18 protein-coding genes are annotated in these 18,826 nt (G+C 63.7%); 9 read left to right on the top strand and 9 right to left on the bottom strand.

What is annotated here, in order from left to right:
- Positions 1-19 precede the first annotated feature (19 nt).
- Positions 20-1,186: a fatty acid desaturase family protein gene (locus tag AC1C2Q_RS06700; protein ID WP_495430297.1), complete on the top strand. Its 1,167-nt coding sequence runs from the start codon at positions 20-22 to the stop codon at positions 1,184-1,186.
- 115 nt (positions 1,187-1,301) lie between these two features.
- Here AC1C2Q_RS06700 and AC1C2Q_RS06695 read toward each other — a convergent pair whose 3' ends face one another.
- Positions 1,302-1,982: a TetR/AcrR family transcriptional regulator gene (locus AC1C2Q_RS06695; protein WP_495449474.1), complete on the bottom strand. Its 681-nt coding sequence runs from the start codon at positions 1,980-1,982 to the stop codon at positions 1,302-1,304.
- A 93-nt stretch (positions 1,983-2,075) separates the two neighbouring features.
- Here AC1C2Q_RS06695 and AC1C2Q_RS06690 point away from each other — a divergent pair, with 93 nt between their 5' ends.
- A complete protein-coding gene (locus tag AC1C2Q_RS06690) occupies positions 2,076-2,750 on the top strand; it encodes a DUF4386 domain-containing protein (protein ID WP_495430295.1) in 675 nt (224 codons plus the stop codon).
- Here AC1C2Q_RS06690 and AC1C2Q_RS06685 read toward each other — a convergent pair.
- From AC1C2Q_RS06685 to AC1C2Q_RS06670, 4 genes are read right to left on the bottom strand one after another with little or no spacing between them, the layout of a single operon-like run.
- Positions 2,719-3,342 carry a response regulator gene (locus AC1C2Q_RS06685; RefSeq protein ID WP_495449473.1) on the bottom strand — a complete coding sequence of 208 codons (624 nt, stop codon included), beginning with the start codon at positions 3,340-3,342 and terminating at the stop codon, positions 2,719-2,721. The two genes, AC1C2Q_RS06690 and AC1C2Q_RS06685, sit on opposite strands and share 32 nt — an antisense overlap.
- Positions 3,339-4,538, bottom strand: coding sequence for a sensor histidine kinase (locus AC1C2Q_RS06680; protein ID WP_495449472.1), 1,200 nt, complete (start codon positions 4,536-4,538; stop codon positions 3,339-3,341). The genes AC1C2Q_RS06685 and AC1C2Q_RS06680 overlap by 4 nt, the downstream gene beginning before the upstream one ends.
- A gap of 23 nt (positions 4,539-4,561) precedes the next feature.
- On the bottom strand, positions 4,562-5,404 hold the full coding sequence (locus AC1C2Q_RS06675; RefSeq protein WP_495449471.1) for an ABC transporter permease: 843 nt from the start codon (positions 5,402-5,404) through the stop codon (positions 4,562-4,564).
- Positions 5,405-5,406: 2 nt separating this feature from the next.
- On the bottom strand, positions 5,407-6,345 hold the full coding sequence (locus tag AC1C2Q_RS06670; protein WP_495449470.1) for an ABC transporter ATP-binding protein: 939 nt from the start codon (positions 6,343-6,345) through the stop codon (positions 5,407-5,409).
- Between the two features lie 108 nt (positions 6,346-6,453).
- On the opposite strand from AC1C2Q_RS06670, the gene AC1C2Q_RS06665 reads away from it, so the two are divergent.
- Complete coding sequence (locus AC1C2Q_RS06665) at positions 6,454-7,869, top strand: amidase (protein ID WP_495449469.1); 1,416 nt, start codon at positions 6,454-6,456, stop codon at positions 7,867-7,869.
- 193 nt (positions 7,870-8,062) lie between these two features.
- Positions 8,063-9,088, top strand: a complete 1,026-nt coding sequence (locus AC1C2Q_RS06660; protein WP_495449468.1) for an AI-2E family transporter — start codon at positions 8,063-8,065, stop codon at positions 9,086-9,088.
- 29 nt (positions 9,089-9,117) lie between these two features.
- On the opposite strand, the gene AC1C2Q_RS06655 is transcribed toward AC1C2Q_RS06660, so the two are convergent.
- Both AC1C2Q_RS06655 and AC1C2Q_RS06650 read right to left on the bottom strand, forming a co-directional pair.
- Positions 9,118-9,555, bottom strand: a complete 438-nt coding sequence (locus AC1C2Q_RS06655) for a DUF6630 family protein (protein WP_495449467.1) — start codon at positions 9,553-9,555, stop codon at positions 9,118-9,120.
- Positions 9,552-11,522 carry a BCCT family transporter gene (locus AC1C2Q_RS06650; RefSeq protein ID WP_495449466.1) on the bottom strand — a complete coding sequence of 657 codons (1,971 nt, stop codon included), beginning with the start codon at positions 11,520-11,522 and terminating at the stop codon, positions 9,552-9,554. Before AC1C2Q_RS06650 ends, AC1C2Q_RS06655 begins: the two co-directional genes overlap by 4 nt.
- 68 nt (positions 11,523-11,590) lie before the next feature.
- On the opposite strand from AC1C2Q_RS06650, the gene AC1C2Q_RS06645 reads away from it, so the two are divergent.
- Complete coding sequence (locus AC1C2Q_RS06645; RefSeq protein ID WP_495430286.1) at positions 11,591-12,298, top strand: spermidine synthase; 708 nt, start codon at positions 11,591-11,593, stop codon at positions 12,296-12,298.
- A gap of 20 nt (positions 12,299-12,318) precedes the next feature.
- On the opposite strand, the gene AC1C2Q_RS06640 is transcribed toward AC1C2Q_RS06645, so the two are convergent.
- Both AC1C2Q_RS06640 and AC1C2Q_RS06635 read right to left on the bottom strand, forming a co-directional pair.
- Positions 12,319-13,719 carry a threonine/serine exporter family protein gene (locus AC1C2Q_RS06640; protein WP_495449465.1) on the bottom strand — a complete coding sequence of 467 codons (1,401 nt, stop codon included), beginning with the start codon at positions 13,717-13,719 and terminating at the stop codon, positions 12,319-12,321.
- Positions 13,720-13,782: 63 nt separating this feature from the next.
- Entirely contained in the window at positions 13,783-14,097 is a 315-nt protein-coding gene (locus AC1C2Q_RS06635) for a hypothetical protein (protein ID WP_495430284.1), read from the bottom strand.
- Positions 14,098-14,358: 261 nt separating this feature from the next.
- Here AC1C2Q_RS06635 and AC1C2Q_RS06630 point away from each other — a divergent pair, with 261 nt between their 5' ends.
- From AC1C2Q_RS06630 to AC1C2Q_RS06615, 4 genes are all read left to right on the top strand, one after another.
- Positions 14,359-16,029 (top strand): ABC transporter substrate-binding protein, encoded by a 1,671-nt coding sequence (locus tag AC1C2Q_RS06630; RefSeq protein ID WP_495449464.1) that lies wholly within the window; start codon positions 14,359-14,361, stop codon positions 16,027-16,029.
- 170 nt (positions 16,030-16,199) lie between these two features.
- Positions 16,200-17,144, top strand: a complete 945-nt coding sequence (locus tag AC1C2Q_RS06625; protein WP_495431719.1) for an ABC transporter permease — start codon at positions 16,200-16,202, stop codon at positions 17,142-17,144.
- Positions 17,145-17,152: 8 nt separating this feature from the next.
- On the top strand, positions 17,153-18,073 hold the full coding sequence (locus AC1C2Q_RS06620) for a carbohydrate ABC transporter permease (RefSeq protein ID WP_495430282.1): 921 nt from the start codon (positions 17,153-17,155) through the stop codon (positions 18,071-18,073).
- Between the two features lie 38 nt (positions 18,074-18,111).
- Positions 18,112-18,819, top strand: coding sequence for a hypothetical protein (locus AC1C2Q_RS06615; protein WP_495449463.1), 708 nt, complete (start codon positions 18,112-18,114; stop codon positions 18,817-18,819).
- The last annotated feature ends 7 nt before the right edge of the window (positions 18,820-18,826 follow it).

The following is an 18,826-nucleotide window of genomic DNA, read 5'->3' as shown; positions in this document are numbered from 1 at the left end:
AAGCGAACGGCGTCCGCCCTTGGCTTCACAGCTCAAGGGCTCCGATCGACAGGAGAGCATTATCTCCACCTCAACGGTCGTCGAAACGACCGAAAACATCCTCGGACCAGTACGCCAGACGTACGCAGGCAATGCCGACTTCCCTCCGATGGCGAAGGCATATCGAAGCGTGTCGCAGGTCGTACGTGAGACCGGACTGCTCAATCGCACCCAGTGGTTCTACCTGCTGACGGGAGTGGGCATCGCCCTCGCCCTCGGTGGTGCGATCACCGGGTTCATCCTGCTTGGCGACAGCTGGTTCCAGCTGCTCATCGCCGGCGCGCTCGGCATCATCTTCACGCAGATCGCCTTCGTTGCGCACGAAGCTGCACACCGGCAGGTGCTGACTTCTGGGCCGGCGAACTTCCGCCTCGCTCGCGTCCTCGTCGGCCTCGTCGGCATGAGCTACTCCTGGTGGGATAACAAGCACACCAAGCACCACGGCAATCCCAACCAGGTTGGCAAGGACCCGGACATCGAAGTCGACACGGTCTCGTTCCTCGAAGAGGATGCTGCCAAGTCCCGTGGCCTGATCCGCCTGATCACCCGCAAGCAGGGGTGGCTGTTCTTCCCGCTGCTCACGCTGGAGGGTCTGAACCTGCACTACCTCGGCCTGAAGTACCTGTTCACTAAGAAGGGTGTCAAGGGTCGCTGGATTGAACTGGCACTCATCACCGCGCGTCTCGCCGCCGTTCTGGTTCCGGTCTTCTTGATGCTCCCGCTCGGGATGGCGTTCGCGTTCATGGGCGTGCAGCTTGCCGTCTTCGGCGTATACATGGGCGCCGCGTTCGCCCCGAACCACAAGGGCATGCCGATCATTGAGCCGGGTGCCCGACTGGACTTCTTCACCAAGCAGGTTCGCACCTCTCGCAACATCTCCGGTGGTTGGTGGGTCACGATGTTCATGGGTGGCCTGAACTACCAGGTGGAGCACCACCTGTTCCCGAACATGCCACGGCCGCACCTGGCCAAGGCTCGCGGCATCGTGCGCGACTACTGCATCTCGAACGACGTGCCGTACACCGAGACGAACCTGATCCGCTCTTATGCGATCGTCATCGAGTACCTGAACCGCGTCGGGCTCGCCGCGGGTGCCGATCCGTTCGACTGCCCTGCTGCGACGCAGTTCGGTCGCGCAGCGGCATAGCTCCCCGCAAACTTCAGCGGTCCATCCGCGCTTCCGCGGCCACATCCTTCGGGAGTGGCCGCAGAAGTTCGTTAGGGCCGCAAAAGTTCGTTACGGCCGCAAAACTTGCTGCAGGTCACGCTACCCGCGACACCCATCCGGTCTCGTGCAGGCGTTGGAAGGCATCGAGCAGCAGGTCGAGTGTGAACTCGAACTCGGACTGATAGTCGCACGCGCCCTGCGGGTTGCGGATGGCCGCATCCATCGCGATCGCTGTGACATGCGGGTATTGAGCAGCCATGAACTGCATCATCGCTTGCTGTTCTGCTTCGGATGCCGCGGCCGGCGCAGGTGCGGCCGAGAACGCCTCGGCATTGAACCCCCAGATGCGGTAGCCCAGCGCGTGCATAGCGTGGTGGGCGAGATCTACTGACACTCCACCATCGATGAACTCTCCGGCGACGGCGTTCACATAGGCGAGAGCGCCCGGAGTCTGCCGGGTGGCGCTCTCGATCGCAGATCGCAGCCACGGATGCCGAGCCAGCGCTTCCCGCGCTGACAGCACCCGCGCACGTACGGCGTCTCGCCAAGGAAGACCGGATGCCGGCGCCTCATACTCCGCGACGACAAGGTCGATCATTCCACCGATGAGATCATCCCGGTCGGAGACGTGCTTGTAGAGCGCCATCGGCACGACACCCAGTCCGCCCGCAAGTGCGCGCATGCTGAGCGGTGCCAAGCCTTCGCGATCGGCGAACGCGGCGGCGGCGGTGAGGACGCGACCTCGGTCGAGGGGTACGCGCTTCGGTGCGGTCATCGATCTCCCTCTTGACGAGTTTACAGCGTACACCTAGGCTCGGGGTGAACAGGTGTACGCCGTACACCTTTCGTTGATTTCGAAGGGAAAACCATGTCCGACCGCACGCTCGCCAGGATCGCCGGCATCCTGTACCTCGTCACCTTCGTGACCTCGATCCCCGCCCTGGCACTGAAGCAGCCGTTCCTGGACTCGCTCGGAGCTGGTGATTCGGCATCCATGAGGTGGGCGATCGTGCTTGACGTTTTGCTCGCACTCAGCTGCCTCGGGACGGCCATCGCGCTCTACCCGCTCGTGCGGAGGGCGAACGAAGCGCTCGCACTCGGGTTCGTCGGCTCGCGAGTGCTCGAGGCCTCAACCGTGTTCGTCGGCGTGATCGCGCTGCTGTCGCTGGTGGACATCGGGCGCGCGGACGGCAGTGCTGCGCCGGTGCTTGTCGCACTCCACGACGCGGCGTTCCTTGCGGGACCGGGCCTGCTGCCTGCCGCGAACGCACTCCTGCTCGGCACGGTGCTGTACCGCGCCCGGCTCGTGCCGCGCGTCATCCCGCTGATCGGTCTGATTGGGGCGCCTTTGCTCGCGGCATCCGCTCTGTTGACGGTCTTCGATGTGGTGGATCAGGTGTCGGCGATCGCGGCGATCGCCGCCCTCCCTATCGCCGCATGGGAGTTCAGTCTTGGTGTCTGGCTGATCGTCAGGGGCGTCGACGCGGACGCTCTCGAACGTGCGACCGTTGCTACAGCAACCCGAGTTCCAACGCGAGCGTGACGGCGCGAGTGCGGTCGGAGACCCCGAGCTTCTCGAACACGTGCAGCAGGTGCGTCTTCACCGTCGCTTCGCCGATGAACAGCGACTTCGCGATCGCGGGATTGCTGCCTCCCGCCGCGACGAGCCTCAGAACGTCGAGTTCGCGCGGACTCAGTTGCGGGCGTTCCTCGCGCGCGGTGCGCATGCGTGTCACCAGGGTCGCCGCGATCGAAGGCGCGAGCACCGTGTGGCCGTCAGAGACCGAGCGGATGCCGGCAACGATTTCCTCCTGCGGTGCGGCCTTGAGTAGATAGCCGCTGGCGCCGGCTTCGATCGCGCCGAGGATGTCGTCGTCGCTCTCATAAGTGGTGAGCACCAGCACCCGCACATCCGGTAGTTCTGCGGCGAGACGGGCGGTGGCTTCGGCTCCGGTGAGGTTGGGCATCCGCAAATCCATCAGCACGACGTCTGGACGCAGCGCGTGCGCCAGCGCGACTGCTTCCGCGCCGTCTGACGCCTCGCCGACGACCTCGAGTCCGTCATCCAGCGAGAGCAGTCCGACAATGCCGGCGCGCACGATGGGGTGGTCGTCGGCGACAATGACGCGGATCATTCCGGAACCTCCGCAGCGATCAGCGCCGCCTCAGATTTCAATGGGATGTGCACGGTGAGAGCCGTGCCGTTCGGTGCGGCATCCGTCACGTTCAACGTTCCTCCTACGAGAGCTATGCGATCACGCATGCCAGCCAGCCCGAAGCCATGGCTGGCATCGATGGTGGCATCGCCGAGACCGCGGCCGTTGTCGCGCACAGTAAGCGTCGCGTCGGCACCGATCGTGAGGACGACGGATGCCGCGCTCGCAGCGGCATGTTTGCGGACGTTCGCCAGCCCCTCCTGTGCGCAGCGCAGCAGGACGACCTGGATGTCGCGCGATACGTCGCACTCGGACGCCTCCACGCGAACACTCACACCGGTCTCGCGCTCGAATCGCTCGCCGAGTCGGTGCAACGCCTGCGCGAGTGAACCAGAAGGGGTGGACGCCGGCGACTCGACGACCACGAGCGTGCGGGCTTCGCGCAGAGCTTCGCGGGCGCCTTCCTCGATCAGAGCGATGGTGTCGGCTGATCCATCGCGGCGGGCGCGTTCTGCGAGCATGACGATGCTGGTCAGCGTCTGCGCGATCGTGTCATGCACTTCTCGTGCAAGACGCGAGCGTTCGGCGGTGGCACCGGCTTCGCGGCTGGCGGCCTCCAGGCTGGTCTGCGCTTCGGTGAGCTCTGCGAGCAGACGCTGGCGCTCAGCGCCCCACTCGGCGATGCGCGTGATCCAGAGTCCCAAAGCGATGCTGAACGCCGCGGAGAGGCCCGAGGTGAGGAAGCCGGCGACCACCGTCGCCGGTTCGAATCCGCCCCACACCGAGTAGGCGAGGGTCAGCATGAGCGCATTCGCGAGCGTGACGAGCACCGATTGGCGGGTGGATCGTGACGTCATCCAGATCAGCGGTAGCACGATGGTCTGCAGCAGGAGCATGTTCGGAGCGAGTGAGGTTCCGACGGCGAGGAGGACGACGAGGCTGATCTGCAGGAGCGCCGAGGTCAACGGAGTCGGCAGCGGTGATTCGCGGATGCTGACGTACCGCCGGGCACCGAACGCGTAGACGGCGAGGATGCCGGCAGCGATCGTGACCAACACCCATGGCGATCCGGGGAATCGGGGCGGGTCCACAAACGCGATGATCGTGATCACGATGAACAGCCCGCCGCTGGCGATATCCCAGCCCAGCTGCTCGCGGTGGATGCTGTTGCTCATGCGTACCACTCTTCCACCCCTGTTCATCCGTTGCGGTGGATCCAGCGGAACGTCAGCCGGCTGATGATGAGTCCGACCACGAGCCAACCGACAAGCACAAGCGCGATGAGCCCGAGATCCCATGAGCCGCTGACCTCGGCGACCGCGAAGGAATCCGGCAGGAACACCGAGCGCATGCCCTGTGCGATCCACTTCACCGGCAGCACACCGGCGGCATTCTGCAGCCACTCCGGGAGCATCGAGAACGCGATGTAGACGCCGGAGATGAACTGGATGAGCAGCACAATCGGGATGACGACCGCTGACGCCGTTTTACCGGTGCGCGGCACGGAGGACAGCGCGATGCCGAGCAGCGTGCAGGTGATGAGTCCCAACACAAAGATCCAGGCGAAGCGGCCCCATGTTGCGGCATCCGTCGGTAGTTCTACGCCGTAGAGGACGGCGGCGACGACGATCAGTAGGGCGATCTGAAGGATGGCGGTCACGAAGACTTGGCCGAGCTTGCCGATGAAGTACGTCACGGGCGAGATCGGTGTGCCACCGAGGCGCTTGAGTGTGCCGTCGCTCTTCTCCGCAGCGATCTCGAGCGCCGGACCCTGCAATCCGGAGAGCAGGATGCCACCGGCGATGAGCCCTGGCAGGTAGTACGTCGCCATGCTCACGGCATCCGGGCCCTCGCCGATGTCGCCGGTGAAGATCGTCGCGAAGACGAGATACATCAGCGTCGGGAAGAGGAAGGTGAAGAACACCTGGTCTCCGGCGCGGAAGTATTGGCGCAGCTCGAAGCCGATGCGGCGGACGCCGAGACGCAAGGTGCGGGGCAGGCCGAAGTTCGTGGCATTCGGGGTCAGTGTGGTGGCGTTCATGTTCACAACTCCTCAGAGATCAGCGTGGATGCAGGTGCCGCTGCAGGTTTTGCGAGTTTCTCGGCCGTTTCTGCGGAGTTATAAACGGTGTCGGCTTCTGACTGCTCGCGAATCAGGCCGAGATAGATGTCTTCGAGCGTGGGACGGACGACTTCGAGCCCGCGCGGCTCCCCGCCGTCGCGGAACAGCCCGGCCACGACGGCGCCGGGCTGATCGGTGTGCTGTTCGTGAGTCGTGCCGTCGGAGTCGGTCCAGCGCACGCGTGGGGTGCGGGCATCCGCCCCGCCGATCTCGTCGACGCGGCCGATCGCGGAGATCACCCCTCCTGTGATGACGGCTGCCCGGTCGCCGAGCTGCGCGGCTTCGTCTAGGTAGTGGGTGGTGAGCAGGATGCTGGTGCCCTCGGCCTTCAGCGAGTTGATGAGGCTCCAGAACTGGCGCCTGGCCTCGGGGTCGAAACCTGTCGTCGGCTCGTCCAGGAAGAGCATCTCGGGGCGGCCGATGATGCCGAGGGCGACGTCCATGCGGCGCCGCTGCCCGCCGGAGAGCTTGCCGACGCGCGTCTTCTGCTTCTGTTCGAGCCCGACCGCAGCGATCACCTCGTCGATGTCGCGAGGGCGAGGGTAATAGCCAGCGAACTCGGTGAGCAGTTCGCGCACCGAAGCGTTGCCGGCCTCGCCGGTTGACTGCAGCACGATGCCGAGTCGCGCCTTCCAAGCTAGTCCGCCGCGTTGTGGGTCGACGCCGAGAACTCGCACGTCACCGGAAGTGCGGTGGCGGTAGCCCTCCAGGATCTCGATGGTCGTGGATTTGCCCGCACCGTTCGGTCCCAGCAAAGCGAAGGTCTCGCCGCGGTGGATGTCGAAGCTGATGCCATCGACGGCGGTGAAGGCTCCGTAAGACTTGCGGAGGTCGCGAACCTCGATCACGTTTTCTGTCATGGTTCCAGCGTGGCCTGGTGCAGGGCCGGCCGATAGCGGCCGGGCGGCTGATTCGCGTATCCACCGATCGGTGGATGCTCGATGGCAAGTCACCCGTAGGCTCGAGCCATGGCTGAGCTGCACGACCTGACCGCGATCGAACAACTGGCGGCGCTTCGTTCGCGTGAGATCAGCCCGGCCGATCTCGTCGCGCACTACCTCGAACGCATCAACCGGCTCGACAGTGGACTCGGCGCTTTCGTGGAGGTAACAGCGGATGCCGCGCGCGACCGCGCCGCGACCATGGCCAACGAGGCACCTGAGGGCGCCCTCTGGGGACTCCCGTTCGGGGACAAGGACCTCGTCGCACGCGCCGGAGTGCCGACGCGGTTCGGCTCCCGCCTACACAAGGATTTCGTGCCGGATGCCACGGCGGACCAGGCCGCGGTGCTCGATGAGGCGGGCGGCATCAGCCTCGGCAAGACGAACACCCCCGAGTTCGGACTCACCGGATACACCGAATCGCAGGTCGCACCTCCCGCGCGTGACCCGTGGAATCCGGCGAACGGTGCAGGCGGCTCAAGCGGGGGAGCAGCGACCGCGGTGGCGGCGGGGCTGCTGCCGCTCGCCCCGGCATCCGATGGTGGCGGGTCGATCCGCATTCCGGCCGCGACGGTCGGCGTTGTGGGGATCAAGCCCTCGCGCGGGCGCATCCCGTTCGCTTCGGGACTTGATAGTCCCGGTGGGCTGCCGGTGGCGGGGCCGATCGCCCGCACGGTCGCGGATGCTGCGCTGCTGCTTGACGTGCAAGTGGGCGGGCGGCCGTACCCGTATGCCACGGTGGCGCCCGGCTCTGGTCCGTTTCTTGACGCAGCGACGGCGGATGCGGCATCCGCTCGTGTCGGCGTGACGACCGTCTCACCGTGGGACGATGCCGACGACATTCGGCTTGACCCGGATGCGGCGCGGGCGGTTTCGGTGGCGGCGGAGCTGTTGTTGGATGCCGGACACGGCGTCGACGAGTTCGACTGGCGTCCGCGCGGCTATGCGGAGATGTTCACGACGATCTGGCGCACGAGCGCGGCGCGCATGACCCTGTCGGATGTCGAGCTTGAATTCGTCGAGCCGATCACGGCGTGGCTGGTTCGGGAGGGGCGTCGCCTGAGCGGTGCGCAGGTGTTGGAGGCGCTCGCCGCGGCAACGGCATTCGAACGTGCCACGATCACGGCGTTCGCGCCATTCGATGCGGTGCTGACTCCGGCGCTCGCGCTACCCCCGCAGCCGGTCGGATGGTTCCACTCGACTGATGCCGCGGAGAACTTCTCGCAGCAGGTGCGCTACGCCCCGTACTCGAGTTTCGTGAACGTCGCAGGTCTTCCCGCCGTGGTGGTTCCGGTGACCCTTGATGCATCGGGGCATCCAGTGAGCGTGCAGCTGATCGGGCGTCCTGGTGGCGAAGCGGCGATCATCGCGCTCGCCGCTGAGCTCGAGCGCCGAGTCGACGGTTTGCCGCGGCCTGTGGTGTGGGGTTTGCTTCCCACCTGAATCACGAATCGCCATTGATTGCACGCCCCTTGACCTACGACGTTGCGGGTGCTCAAATGTCACACGGAATTGAACTAGAGGGGGCATCATGCGGGGTCGTATTAGGGCTAGCAATGACGGTGGAACGTCCGGCAACAGAAGTCATCTGAACCGGATCGAACCGTTCAGATTCGGGCTCGTCGGGGCGCTGGGAGTGCTCGTCGCACTTCTGATCGGCGCGATCGTCGGCCAGCTTGCGACGGTCTTGATCTATATCGGGGTGGCGTTGTTCCTCTCGCTCGGCCTCGACCCCGTCGTGGTGTTTCTGGAGAAGCGGATGCCGAGGGCTGCAGCAGTGACCGTAGTGGTCGCCGGAGTGCTGGCGGTCTTCGCCGGCATCCTGCTCGCGATCGTGCCCATACTGGTGCGCCAGATCGGCAATCTCGTCGAAGACGCACCGAAGATGATCGAAGACGTGATGGGTAGCGACTGGTTCACGCAGGTGACCGGCCAATACGGCGCAGAGATTGAGAACGCTGCCAACGGCGCACTGGAATTCTTCCAGGATCCCGACAACCTTGGCCAGATCGGCGGGGGGCTGATCGCTGTGGGATCGGGGATCGCGAGCGGAGTCACCGGGGTGATCATTGTGCTCATCCTGACCCTGTACTTCATGGCGTCGCTGCGGAGCATGAAGCGGACCGCGGCGCGGTTCGTTCCTGCATATCGGCGGCCCCGGTTCAGCGAGCTGCTCGAAGACGTGTCAACGGCGGTGGGGCGCTATGTGATCGGTCAGGTCAGTCTGGCGTCGATCAACGCGGTGCTGACGATCATCTTGATGAGCATCATTGGGGCGCCGGTTCCGGCACTGTTGGCGCTGATCGCATTCATCGGTTCGCTCATCCCGCTCGTCGGAACGCTCAGTGCATCGATCATCATTTCGTTGATCTGTCTGTTCAACGCACCGGTCACCGCGCTGATCGCGGCCATCTACTACCTCATCTACATGCAGATCGAGGCGTACGTGCTGAGCCCGCGCATCATGAGTCGCGCGGTTTCCGTACCGGGTGCGATCGTCGTGATCGCCGCGGTCGGTGGCGGTGCACTCGGGGGGATCCTCGGCGCCCTGGTGGCGATCCCGGTGACGGCGAGCATCATCATCATCGTGCAGAAGGTGCTGTTTCCCGCGCAGGACCAAAAATTGACTCCGCCTGATGCAGAGGTCGGCGTCATCGCGTAATCAGTGTCGTCCGGAGGAAGGTCCTCGCCTCAGCCGAATAGGCGCGCGGTGTGCCCCACGCGCTGCGAGAGGGCGATGATCTCCTCGGCGTTGGCGATCGGAACGGCGATCAGCGGATAGGCGTCCGAGTCTTCGTCGAGGTAGATCAGGCGGAATCCGTGTGGGTGGAGGAGCTCGTCGGCGCGCGCGACTGCGGCGGGCAGGTCGCCGTCGACGTCGCCGACGGCATCGATATCGATACTGGCCTGGAAGATCCGGGGGAGCGCGGGTAGTGCGTCGGCCAACTCAACTCCGGTGTCTTTCCCATCGAGGTAGGCGAGCGCGCCCGCCTCGTCGAGCCCATCAAGGAGTGCCTGCCAGGCGTCGAGCCCTCCGGTGGCTGCCTGCCTCACGGCCGGCTCAAGCTCGGGGTCGTCGTCCAACAGTGCGCAGAGGCGGGCCCAATCGTCGGTCGTCGCGTCGCTCATTTTGCATCTCCGTTCGAGGCGTCCGAGGCGTTTGAGGCATCGGAGGCATCCGAGGCATCCGAAGAATCCGGCTCGATCAGGGATGCATCCGCGGCAACCTCATCGGTCGTGATGATCGGCAGCGCCGAGGTCTCGAATACCTCGGTGAACGCCTCATCTACTGGCACGTCGATCCAAGGGTGTCCGTCCAGGGAATGGTCATACTCGCTCGGAATGAGTGCAAAGCCGTCCCCGTATTCCTCCAGCCCCGTGCGCACGCTGTGCCGGAGTGCCTGCCGTGCGTACTTGTCGCGCAGGATCAACGGATCGCGACTGAGGTCCTTCATCAGTGCGATCATCATGAACACCAGGATGACGGCAAACGGCAACGCGGCGATGATCGTCACATTCTGCAGTGCGCGCAGACCGCTGCCCTCGACCCCCGTAGCAAGCAGTACCGCAGCGATCACGCCGACGAGCGTGCCCCAGGTGATCGTGACCCAGCGCTGGGGCGTTGGACGGCCCTGCTGCGACATCGTGCCCATCACGAGAGATGCCGAGTCGGCGCCGGTGATGAAGAAGATCGCGATGAGGAGCATCAGCACGATGTTCGTGATCCCCGTGAGCGGGAGATTCTCGAGCACACCGAAGAGCACATTCTCCGGCGGAGTCGTCGCCAGCTCTGCTCCGTTCATCTGCTGGTCGATCGCGGTCGTCCCATAGATCGCGAACCAGACCAGCGAGATCAGCGACGGCACGAGTATCACGACCAGCACGAACTGGCGGATGGTGCGGCCGCGCGAGATTTTGGCGATGAACATGCCGACGAACGGCGACCAGGAAATCCACCACGCCCAGTAGAAGATCGTCCAGGAGGCGAGGAACTGCTGTGTCGCCTCACCCTGTGCGTTGGAGCGTCCCATCATCTGGGGGAGATCATTGATGAACTCGAAAGCGATCGATGGAATTATGTTCAGGATCAGCAGTGACGGGCCGACGAAGAAGACGAACAGTGACAGCACGATGGCTGCGACAGCGTTGATGTTCGACAGTGCCTGGATTCCCTTAGACACGCCGGAAGCTGCTGAGGCGATGAAGCAGGCGGTGAGGACGGCGATCACCGCGATGAGTACCCCGTTGCCGATCTCTCCGATGCCGGAGACGATTTCGACGCCATGACCGATCTGCAAGGCACCAAGACCAAGAGACGCCGCCGTGCCGAATAGTGTCACGAGGATCGAGAAGATGTCGATCGTCTTGCCCAGCGGACCCGTCGTCTTGTGCTCCCCCAGCAACGGTGCGAAGACCGATGAGATGAGTGGCGTGCGCCCGCGGCGGAACGATCCGTACGCGATTGCGGCGCCCACCAGTGCGTAGAAAGCCCACGCCTGTGGACCCCAGTGGTACAGCACCTGTGCCTGCGCCGTCTGCATGGCCTCGAGCGTTCCGCCCTCGACTGTTCCAGGCGGTGGTGTCTCGAAGAAGGTCAGCGGCTCCGCTGCTCCCCAGAACACCAGGCCGATGCCCATGCCCGCGGCGAAAAGCATCGAGATCCAGGAGAACATCGAGAACTGGGGGGCTTCGCCATCGCGCCCGAGGGGGATGCGACCGTACTTGCTGACCCCGAGGTAGATCATGAACAGCAGGATCGCCGTCGCCACCGAGGTGAAGAAGACTCCGGTGTACTCGATGACCCAGTCCAGGGCGGACTGTGCGGTGGCCGACAGGCTCTCACCACCGAAGACACCCCAGCTGATGAATGCGATGACGAAGGCCGCTGCGACGCCGAACACCAACCAATCGGTGCGGTACGTGCGCCCGGTCTGCTCCACTCCCACTCCGGGGATCAACGCCGGATGCACACTCTTCGGCGGCAGATCCTTCAAGCTGCGTGCGATGTTGCGTGCTACTTCGACGGCACGCGTGGCCGGACGCGGCGTAGACGAGGTGTCTTTGGCGTTCTTGCCCGTTCCGTAATCACTGTTCACGAAACCCATACTTGCAGTGACTGGGCTAATACGGCAGGTAGTGTGAGCAGAGACGGAGGGATGCCGCAGTGATCACTCGGTTCGAAGAACTTGACTGGCAGCCCACCCCGATCGGCGACTTGATGTTGCGGCGGCGCACGGAGCCGTCAGTGGGTCAGGAGATCTACGAGGTCAAGCTCGGCGACGAGTACCTCATGTCGAGCCTGTTCACGGTGGCAGAGGAAGAACTCGCGAATCTCGGGCTCGCCGCAGTCCAGGGCGATGACCTGTCAGTGTTGGTCGGCGGTCTCGGGCTTGGATACACGGCTGTCGCCGCATTGCGCGACGAACGGGTGCGCGCACTTACGGTGATCGACCGACTCGGCGCCGTGATCGGCTGGCACGAGCGGATGCTGCTGCCGGTGTCGACCGAGCTCGTCGGCGACCCGAGGACGACCCTTGTCGAGGACGACTTCTTCGCCGTCATCCGCGCGGAACCTGCCGCGGATCGCGGCGGATACTCCGCCATCTTGCTCGACGTAGATCACTCGCCGCGTCACCAGCTGGACCCGACGCATGCTGACCTTTACGACGCGGCCGGTTTGCGCGCACTCGACCGACATCTCGCGCCGCGTGGTGTCTTCGCGCTGTGGTCGGATGATCCGCCGGACGACGACTTCATGGTCGAACTGAACGCGGTGTTCGACGACGCCGTCGCGCACGTCGTCGACTTCGACAACCCCGTCACCGGTGGGGTCTCATCGAACACCGTCTACGTCGCGCGCAGCCGTGGCTGACCCGGGTAGGCGGCGTTCCGTCAGCGTCTGACGCGGGCGCGCGATTTCGCGACGCTGGCGAGGGTGGCACGCAACGGGGTGCCCAGGTAGAGCCCGAGGGATGCGCCGGCAGCGAGGCCGACGCCGATGGACGCGGCGAGCACGAGCGGGCTGATGCTGACGAGCATCCCTTCTGCAGTGCCGTCGGAATCGACGATCCCGAGCAATCCCCGAAAGACGGTCAAACCGGGTACCAGTGGAACGATCGCTGCGGTCGTGACCGCGACGGAGGGGACATGCAGATTGCGTGCAATCAGGATGCCGACGAAGCTGGCCAGAAGCGCGCCGACGGCGCTCGCCGCGCCCTCGTGGATGTCGAGCAGGATCGTGGAGCTGTAGCCGAGGATCGCGATCACGCTGAGCACTGCGCTGACGAGGATGATTCGAATCCCCGCGCCGTTGAACAACGCGACCGCTACGGCGATGATCGCGGCGCCAGCGATCTGTGAGGGGAGCGAGCCGAACGGCAGAGCGTCGTCGGGCAAAGCCACACTGAATCCGAACAGGCGAGCGACTTCGAGGCCGATGAGGATGCCAAGCACGACGCCGACGGTCTGCATCGTGAGGTCGAGGATGCGACCGCCGGCAGTGAGCGCAAACCCGTCGATGGCATCTTGCGCGGCACTGACGACGGTCAGGCCGGAGAGCATCAGCACGATGCCTGAGGCGACGATGATCGAAGGCTGTACCTCAGCGAAGGGTGTGATGCCCGCGTCTCCGAGGGCCGAGACGATGGCGGCGAAGGCGGTGATGACGAATGCGCCGGCGATCTGGCTGAAGAACGATGGCACCTGCAGGCGCGCGAGGCCGGCCTGGGTGAACGCAGCGCAGAGCGCCGCGATGAAGGTAAGCAGGATGATGATCGGTGAAGCGTCGAACAGGATCGCGGCGCCGACGGTGAGTAGCGCACGGGCAATGATCACGACGATGGGGCGATACAAGAATGGCGTGCGTCGGATGATCCGGAAGGCTATCCGCGCTGGGCCGAGTTCCATTCCGTCGGTGATGTCGACGACCAGCGCTTGCAATCGCTGCAGCTTCGCGTGATCCGGAGACGCGGCGCGCACCACGCGGAGCAGTGTGGTCGGCCAGTCCTCCTCGCCGCGATGGTAAGAGACGGTGATGGCGTTGAATGCGACCTCAACCTGCACCCCGGTGAGTCCGTAAAACTGGGAGATTCGAGTGATGGCGAAGGTGGCATCGTGAGCAGAGGCACCGACGGCGAACATAGACTCGCCCACCCGCAGCGCGAGGTCGAGGATCTTCACGACGACGGTCTCATTGAGGACCGGATATGCCTCGGTGAGTGCGACCCGTGACGGGTCCGTTCGGATGGCGCGGCGTACCGAAGTCAGCAGCCGCCACTCGCGTTCGCGGGACATACTCCCATTGTGGCAATGCGCAAGCTGAATACCACCCTTGCCGGGGGCATGTGGGCTAACTCGCTATGCGTTCGTGCTTCGATTCGTATCGAGCTGAATCCTACCGGGAAGGAAAGGCAGCATTGGTGCCCGATACTTGATCGCCGGCGCGTGGTGGGGTTCCAGTGAGAACTCAGCCTGACCGAAGCGCCACAACCGGTTGAAGAGGAACACCCCCAGCTTCACCGTTTTGTCAGACGGAACCTGCCAAGTGCCGAGACCCCACTGGATTGGCTGACCGCGGCCTTCGATGACGAATGTCGGTTTCGGGGCGATGTACAGGGCGAACCAGGGCTTGTGCAAGGTCAACTCGATGCGGCGAGTGGCGGCTTCGGACATGGAGACTCCTGCGGTTGCATGATGCATTCTCGTCGGCGATGCGCTGGGATTTTTGCGGACGATCGTCGACGCGCACTCAGCCTACCGGTGGCAATGCTGCGGGTGACCTTCGTCAAATCACTTCGCATTGTTACGGCTGTCATTGATTCGGGGTAGACAAGAATCAGTCTATCGATAGACTGCGTTAGTCGATCGATAGACCAAAATCGGTGGATTGTGTGAATTCCCCCTGCGGTACATCTCAATGAGGAGCATGAAGCAATGACACGAAGGACATCAGCACTTGCGCGGCGGGGGAGTGCGGCCGTAGCCGTCGCGGTCTCTGCAGCACTCGTACTCGCCGGCTGCGGCGCGGGAGAAAGTAATGCCGACGATGGCGTCGCGTTGGAGGACCTTGCCGTCGGTGCGATGGAGAATTTCCAGGCGGACGAGCAGTTCAAAGCCACTGAGCCGGTGGACTTCTCGATGCTCTGGACCGATTGGCCGGACAGCCCGATTACTGACTCGTGGCAGGTGTTCGACGAGATCGAGAAGCGTACGAATGTCTCCCTCGACCTGACCAACATCCCGTTCAGTGACGCCACCGAGAAGCGGAGCCTGCTCATCAGCGCCGGTGACGCGCCCTACGTCATTCCGCTGACTTACACGGGCGACGAGGATCAGTTCGCTGCGGCCGGCGCCGTTCTTCCCATGAGTGACTACGTCGACAAGATGCCGAACTTCCAGAAGTACGTCAAGGAGTGGGGTCTGGAAGACATGATGGACAACCTCCGCCAAGACGACGGCAAGTACTACATGCTGCCTGGTCTTCAGGAGGTGTCGGTCCCGGTCTTCACGATCATCCTGCGCAAGGACATCTTCGACGAGGTCGGTGCCAAGATCCCCGAGACGTGGGATGAACTGCGCGATGGCCTGGAGAAGGTCAAGGCGGAGTACCCCGATTCGTACCCCTTGGCTGACGGTTTCGAAGGTCAAGCGATGATCAACTACGCCGCGCATGCCTTCGGTACGGTCGCAGGCTGGGGCCTGGGAAACGCCACCTTCTGGAACGAAGACGAGGGCGAGTTTGAATTCGCTGGTAACGAGGGCTACCGCGAGATGGTGGAGTACTTCAGCGGCCTTTACGAAGACGGCTTGCTGGACGCTGAGTCTTTCACCGCAGCCAATGACGGCGCAGGCACGGTCACCGAGAAGTTCGCCGCCGGCGAGGTGTTCGCGGCATCCGGTGCGGCCGGCACCGTGCAAGAGTTCGCGACCGCCTTGAACGAGACGGTAGGCGAAGGCAACTACGAGCTCGTCCAGATCGCACCGCCGGGTGGGCCGGCAGGGCAAGTTATCGAGCCGCGCAACTTCTGGAATGGCTTCATGCTCACCGCTGACGCAGCCAAGGACCCGAGTTTCCTCACGATGTTGCAGTTCCTCGACTGGTTGTACTACAACCCGGAGGCTCGCGAGATGTTGCGCTGGGGTGTCGAAGGCGAAACTTACACGAAGGCCGACGACGGCTCGATCACGCTGAACCCCGAGTTCTCGTACAACGCATTCAACATCAACCCAGATGGCAAGACGGACCTCCTCACGGATCTTGGTTTCGGTAACGGTGTGCTCGCCGATTCAACCGAGTCGCGCGCGCTGAAGGAGTCGTATAACTCGGCTCAGCTCGTGGACTACATCGACACCGTGACGTCAACGCGCACTCCTCGTGCGCCCTTCCCAGCCGCGCCGCTGAACGAAGCCGAGCTTGAGCAGTCCGCTCTGATGTCCACACCCATCAAGGACAGTCTGAACACGAACACACTGAAATTCATCCTTGGTCAGCGCCCGCTCAGTGAATGGGACGCGTTCCTTGGCGAAACTGACGGTCAGAACCTCTCGGGGTATCTCGATCTGATCAACGGGGCGCAGCAGCGTCTCGCGGAAAAGTCCGACTGATCCCGCCGCAGGCGGGCGGTGGGTCGGCATCCTGGTGCCGTCCCACCGCCCATCGCATCGCAAAGGAGCGATAGATGACCCTCAACCTCGGGCAGGAGGTCTCTCAATCGGAGCAGCAATCCGATACGAGGACGCTCATTACGCCTGGCCCTCGTGGTTCTGTGCTGCGCATGGGCCGAAACCGCAGGTCTCCCGGCTCTGCGAAGGTGCCTGCGGTGCCGTGGCGCACCGCGCTTCGACGCGACTGGGTGCTCTACGCAATGGCGGTTCTGCCGCTGATCTTCCTCGCCATCTTCCGGTACATGCCGATGATCGGGAACGTCATCGCCTTCCGTCGATTCCGCCCAGGCGGCAGCATCTTCGGCGAGGAATGGGTGGGGCTGCGCTATATCCAGATGTTCATCAACGACCCCACGTTCTGGCATGTGTTCACGAACACGGTCATCATCGGGGGCCTGACCCTCCTGGTGTGTTTCCCGCTGCCGATCGTGCTCGCCCTCCTGCTCAACGAGGTGCGCAAGACGGTGTTCAAACGCACGGTCCAGTCGATCTCCTATCTGCCGCACTTCCTCTCGATCGTGATCGTGGCGGGCATGACTATGCAGTTGCTGTCCGTGACCGGAACGGTGAATCAGTTCATCGAAGCGGTCGGAGGTGAGGCGATCCCGTTCTTGCAGCGTGCGGAATGGTTCCGTGCGATCTACGTCGGCACCGAGGCGTGGCAGACGGTCGGGTGGGGCACCATCCTCTACCTCGCCGCGCTCACGACGGTCGATGCTTCGCTGTACGAAGCGGCACGCATCGACGGCGCCAGTCGATGGCGCCAGACCTGGCACGTTACGCTCCCGGGTATCCGCCCCACGATGATCACGCTGCTGATTTTGAACATCGGCACGTTCCTCAATGTGGGCTTCGAGAAAGTGCTGTTGCTTTACAACCCGCTGACCTACGAGACAGCCGACGTCATATCGACGTACCTGTACCGGGTCGGACTGGTCTCGAACAACCTCAGTTATGCGGCGGCGATCGGCCTGTTCCAGGCGTGCATCGGCTTCGCGATGATCATGACCGCGAACCTCATTTCGCGGCGATTGGTGGGAACAAGCCTGTGGTAATCCAAAGCATGGCGGCACCGTCGAATCGCGGCCGCGCCGCGCGTCCGGTCGGAATCCGCGACACGAAGGGCTATCGCACCTTCACTATCCTGAACACGATCCTGCTGCTGCTGATATGCGCGATCATGCTCTACCCGTTCGTCGCGGTGCTGGCACAGTCATTCTCCAGCCCTGGGGCGATCAAAGCGGGACTGGTCAACCTGATCCCTGTCGGGTTCAACATTGACACGTACGTGGCCGTCGCGCAGAACAAGCAGTTCTGGACGTCGTATGGCAACACCGTGCTTTACACCGTCATCGGCACGAGCATCGCGATGGTGCTCACCACGATGCTCGCGTATGTCATCTCCAAGCAGCACCTGCGCGGGCGATCGTTGCTGACGGGCCTCGCGGTGTTCACGATGTTCTTCAACGGTGGCATCATCCCGAACTACGTGCTCATCTCGTCGCTCGGCCTGAAAAACACGATGTGGGCGGTCGTGCTTCCGGGAGCCCTGTCGGTGTTCAACCTGCTGGTCATGAAGGCTTTCTTCGAGAACCTGCCGCGCGAGCTCGAAGAAGCCGCGCAGATCGACGGTCTCGGCTGGTGGGGCATCTTCACCCGCATCACCCTCCCGCTGTCGAAGGCCGTGCTCGCGACGATGGTGCTCTTCTACGCCGTTGCGTATTGGAACGACTGGTTCAGCGCGTTCCTCTACCTCGACCAGCGGGAGCTGTTCCCAGTCACTCTGTTCCTACGCAACCTCATCGCGGGCGCCTCGTCGGCGGCGACCGAGAGCGCTGCGGCCGCCGGGACGCAGAAGGATGCCATCTCGGCGAATATACAAGCGGTGACGATGATTCTGACTCTGATTCCGATCGTGGCCGTGTACCCGATGGTGCAGCGCTACTTCGTCTCTGGCGTCATGCTTGGTTCGGTCAAGGGCTGAGCCTTGGCGACAATCCCGTACACCTGGAAAGGCCGGTCATGAGCAGACGGATCGATACCGTCGGCGACGCGCCCCTCACGCGTGTCGCCGACGCGCCGCTCACTCGCGTCACGGACGTGATCTATCGGCATATGGCGCTAGGGCTGAGTCTTGCCCTGGCGTGCCTTCCGACGGTTATCGTGCAGATGCTGTTCCGATCGGACCTGTCCAACATCCCCGTGTTCGTGGTTGCGCTGCTGCCGGTCGCACCCGCGCTGTCAGCGGGCCTCTACACGGTTCGCAGTTGGCGACAGGATTCGGACGAAGGCCCGTTCCTCGTGTTCCTCAAGGGCTACCTGTTGAACGTGCGGGACGTATTGAAATGGTGGGTGCCCGTGGTGGTGGCGGGTGTCGTCCTGAGCGTCAACATCGTCTTCGCCGATGCCGTATTCGCGGGGCCAGCCCTCCGTGGAGTCAGCGTCGTGTTTGCGGTGTTGAGCGTCCTGTGGGCGGGGCACGCACTCGTGATCAGCTCGTTCTTTTCCTTTCGGACCCGCGATGTGGCGCGGATCGCCACCGTCGAACTGTTCTCCCGCTGGCGGGTAAGCCTCGCGTTCATCTCGTTGGCCATCGTTGCGATTGCGTTGGTCTACTTCGCCACGGAGATCGCACTTCTGCTGCTCGCTTGGGCGTTCGTGGTGATGATCGAACTGATGTCACGTCCGGTGGTGAACGCCGTCACCGTCCGGTTCACCGCCGGTGAGTGAGAGGCGA

This window comes from Microbacterium sp. Y356, from assembly GCF_059445355.1.
This window is presented reverse-complemented; position numbering and strand designations above follow the sequence as displayed.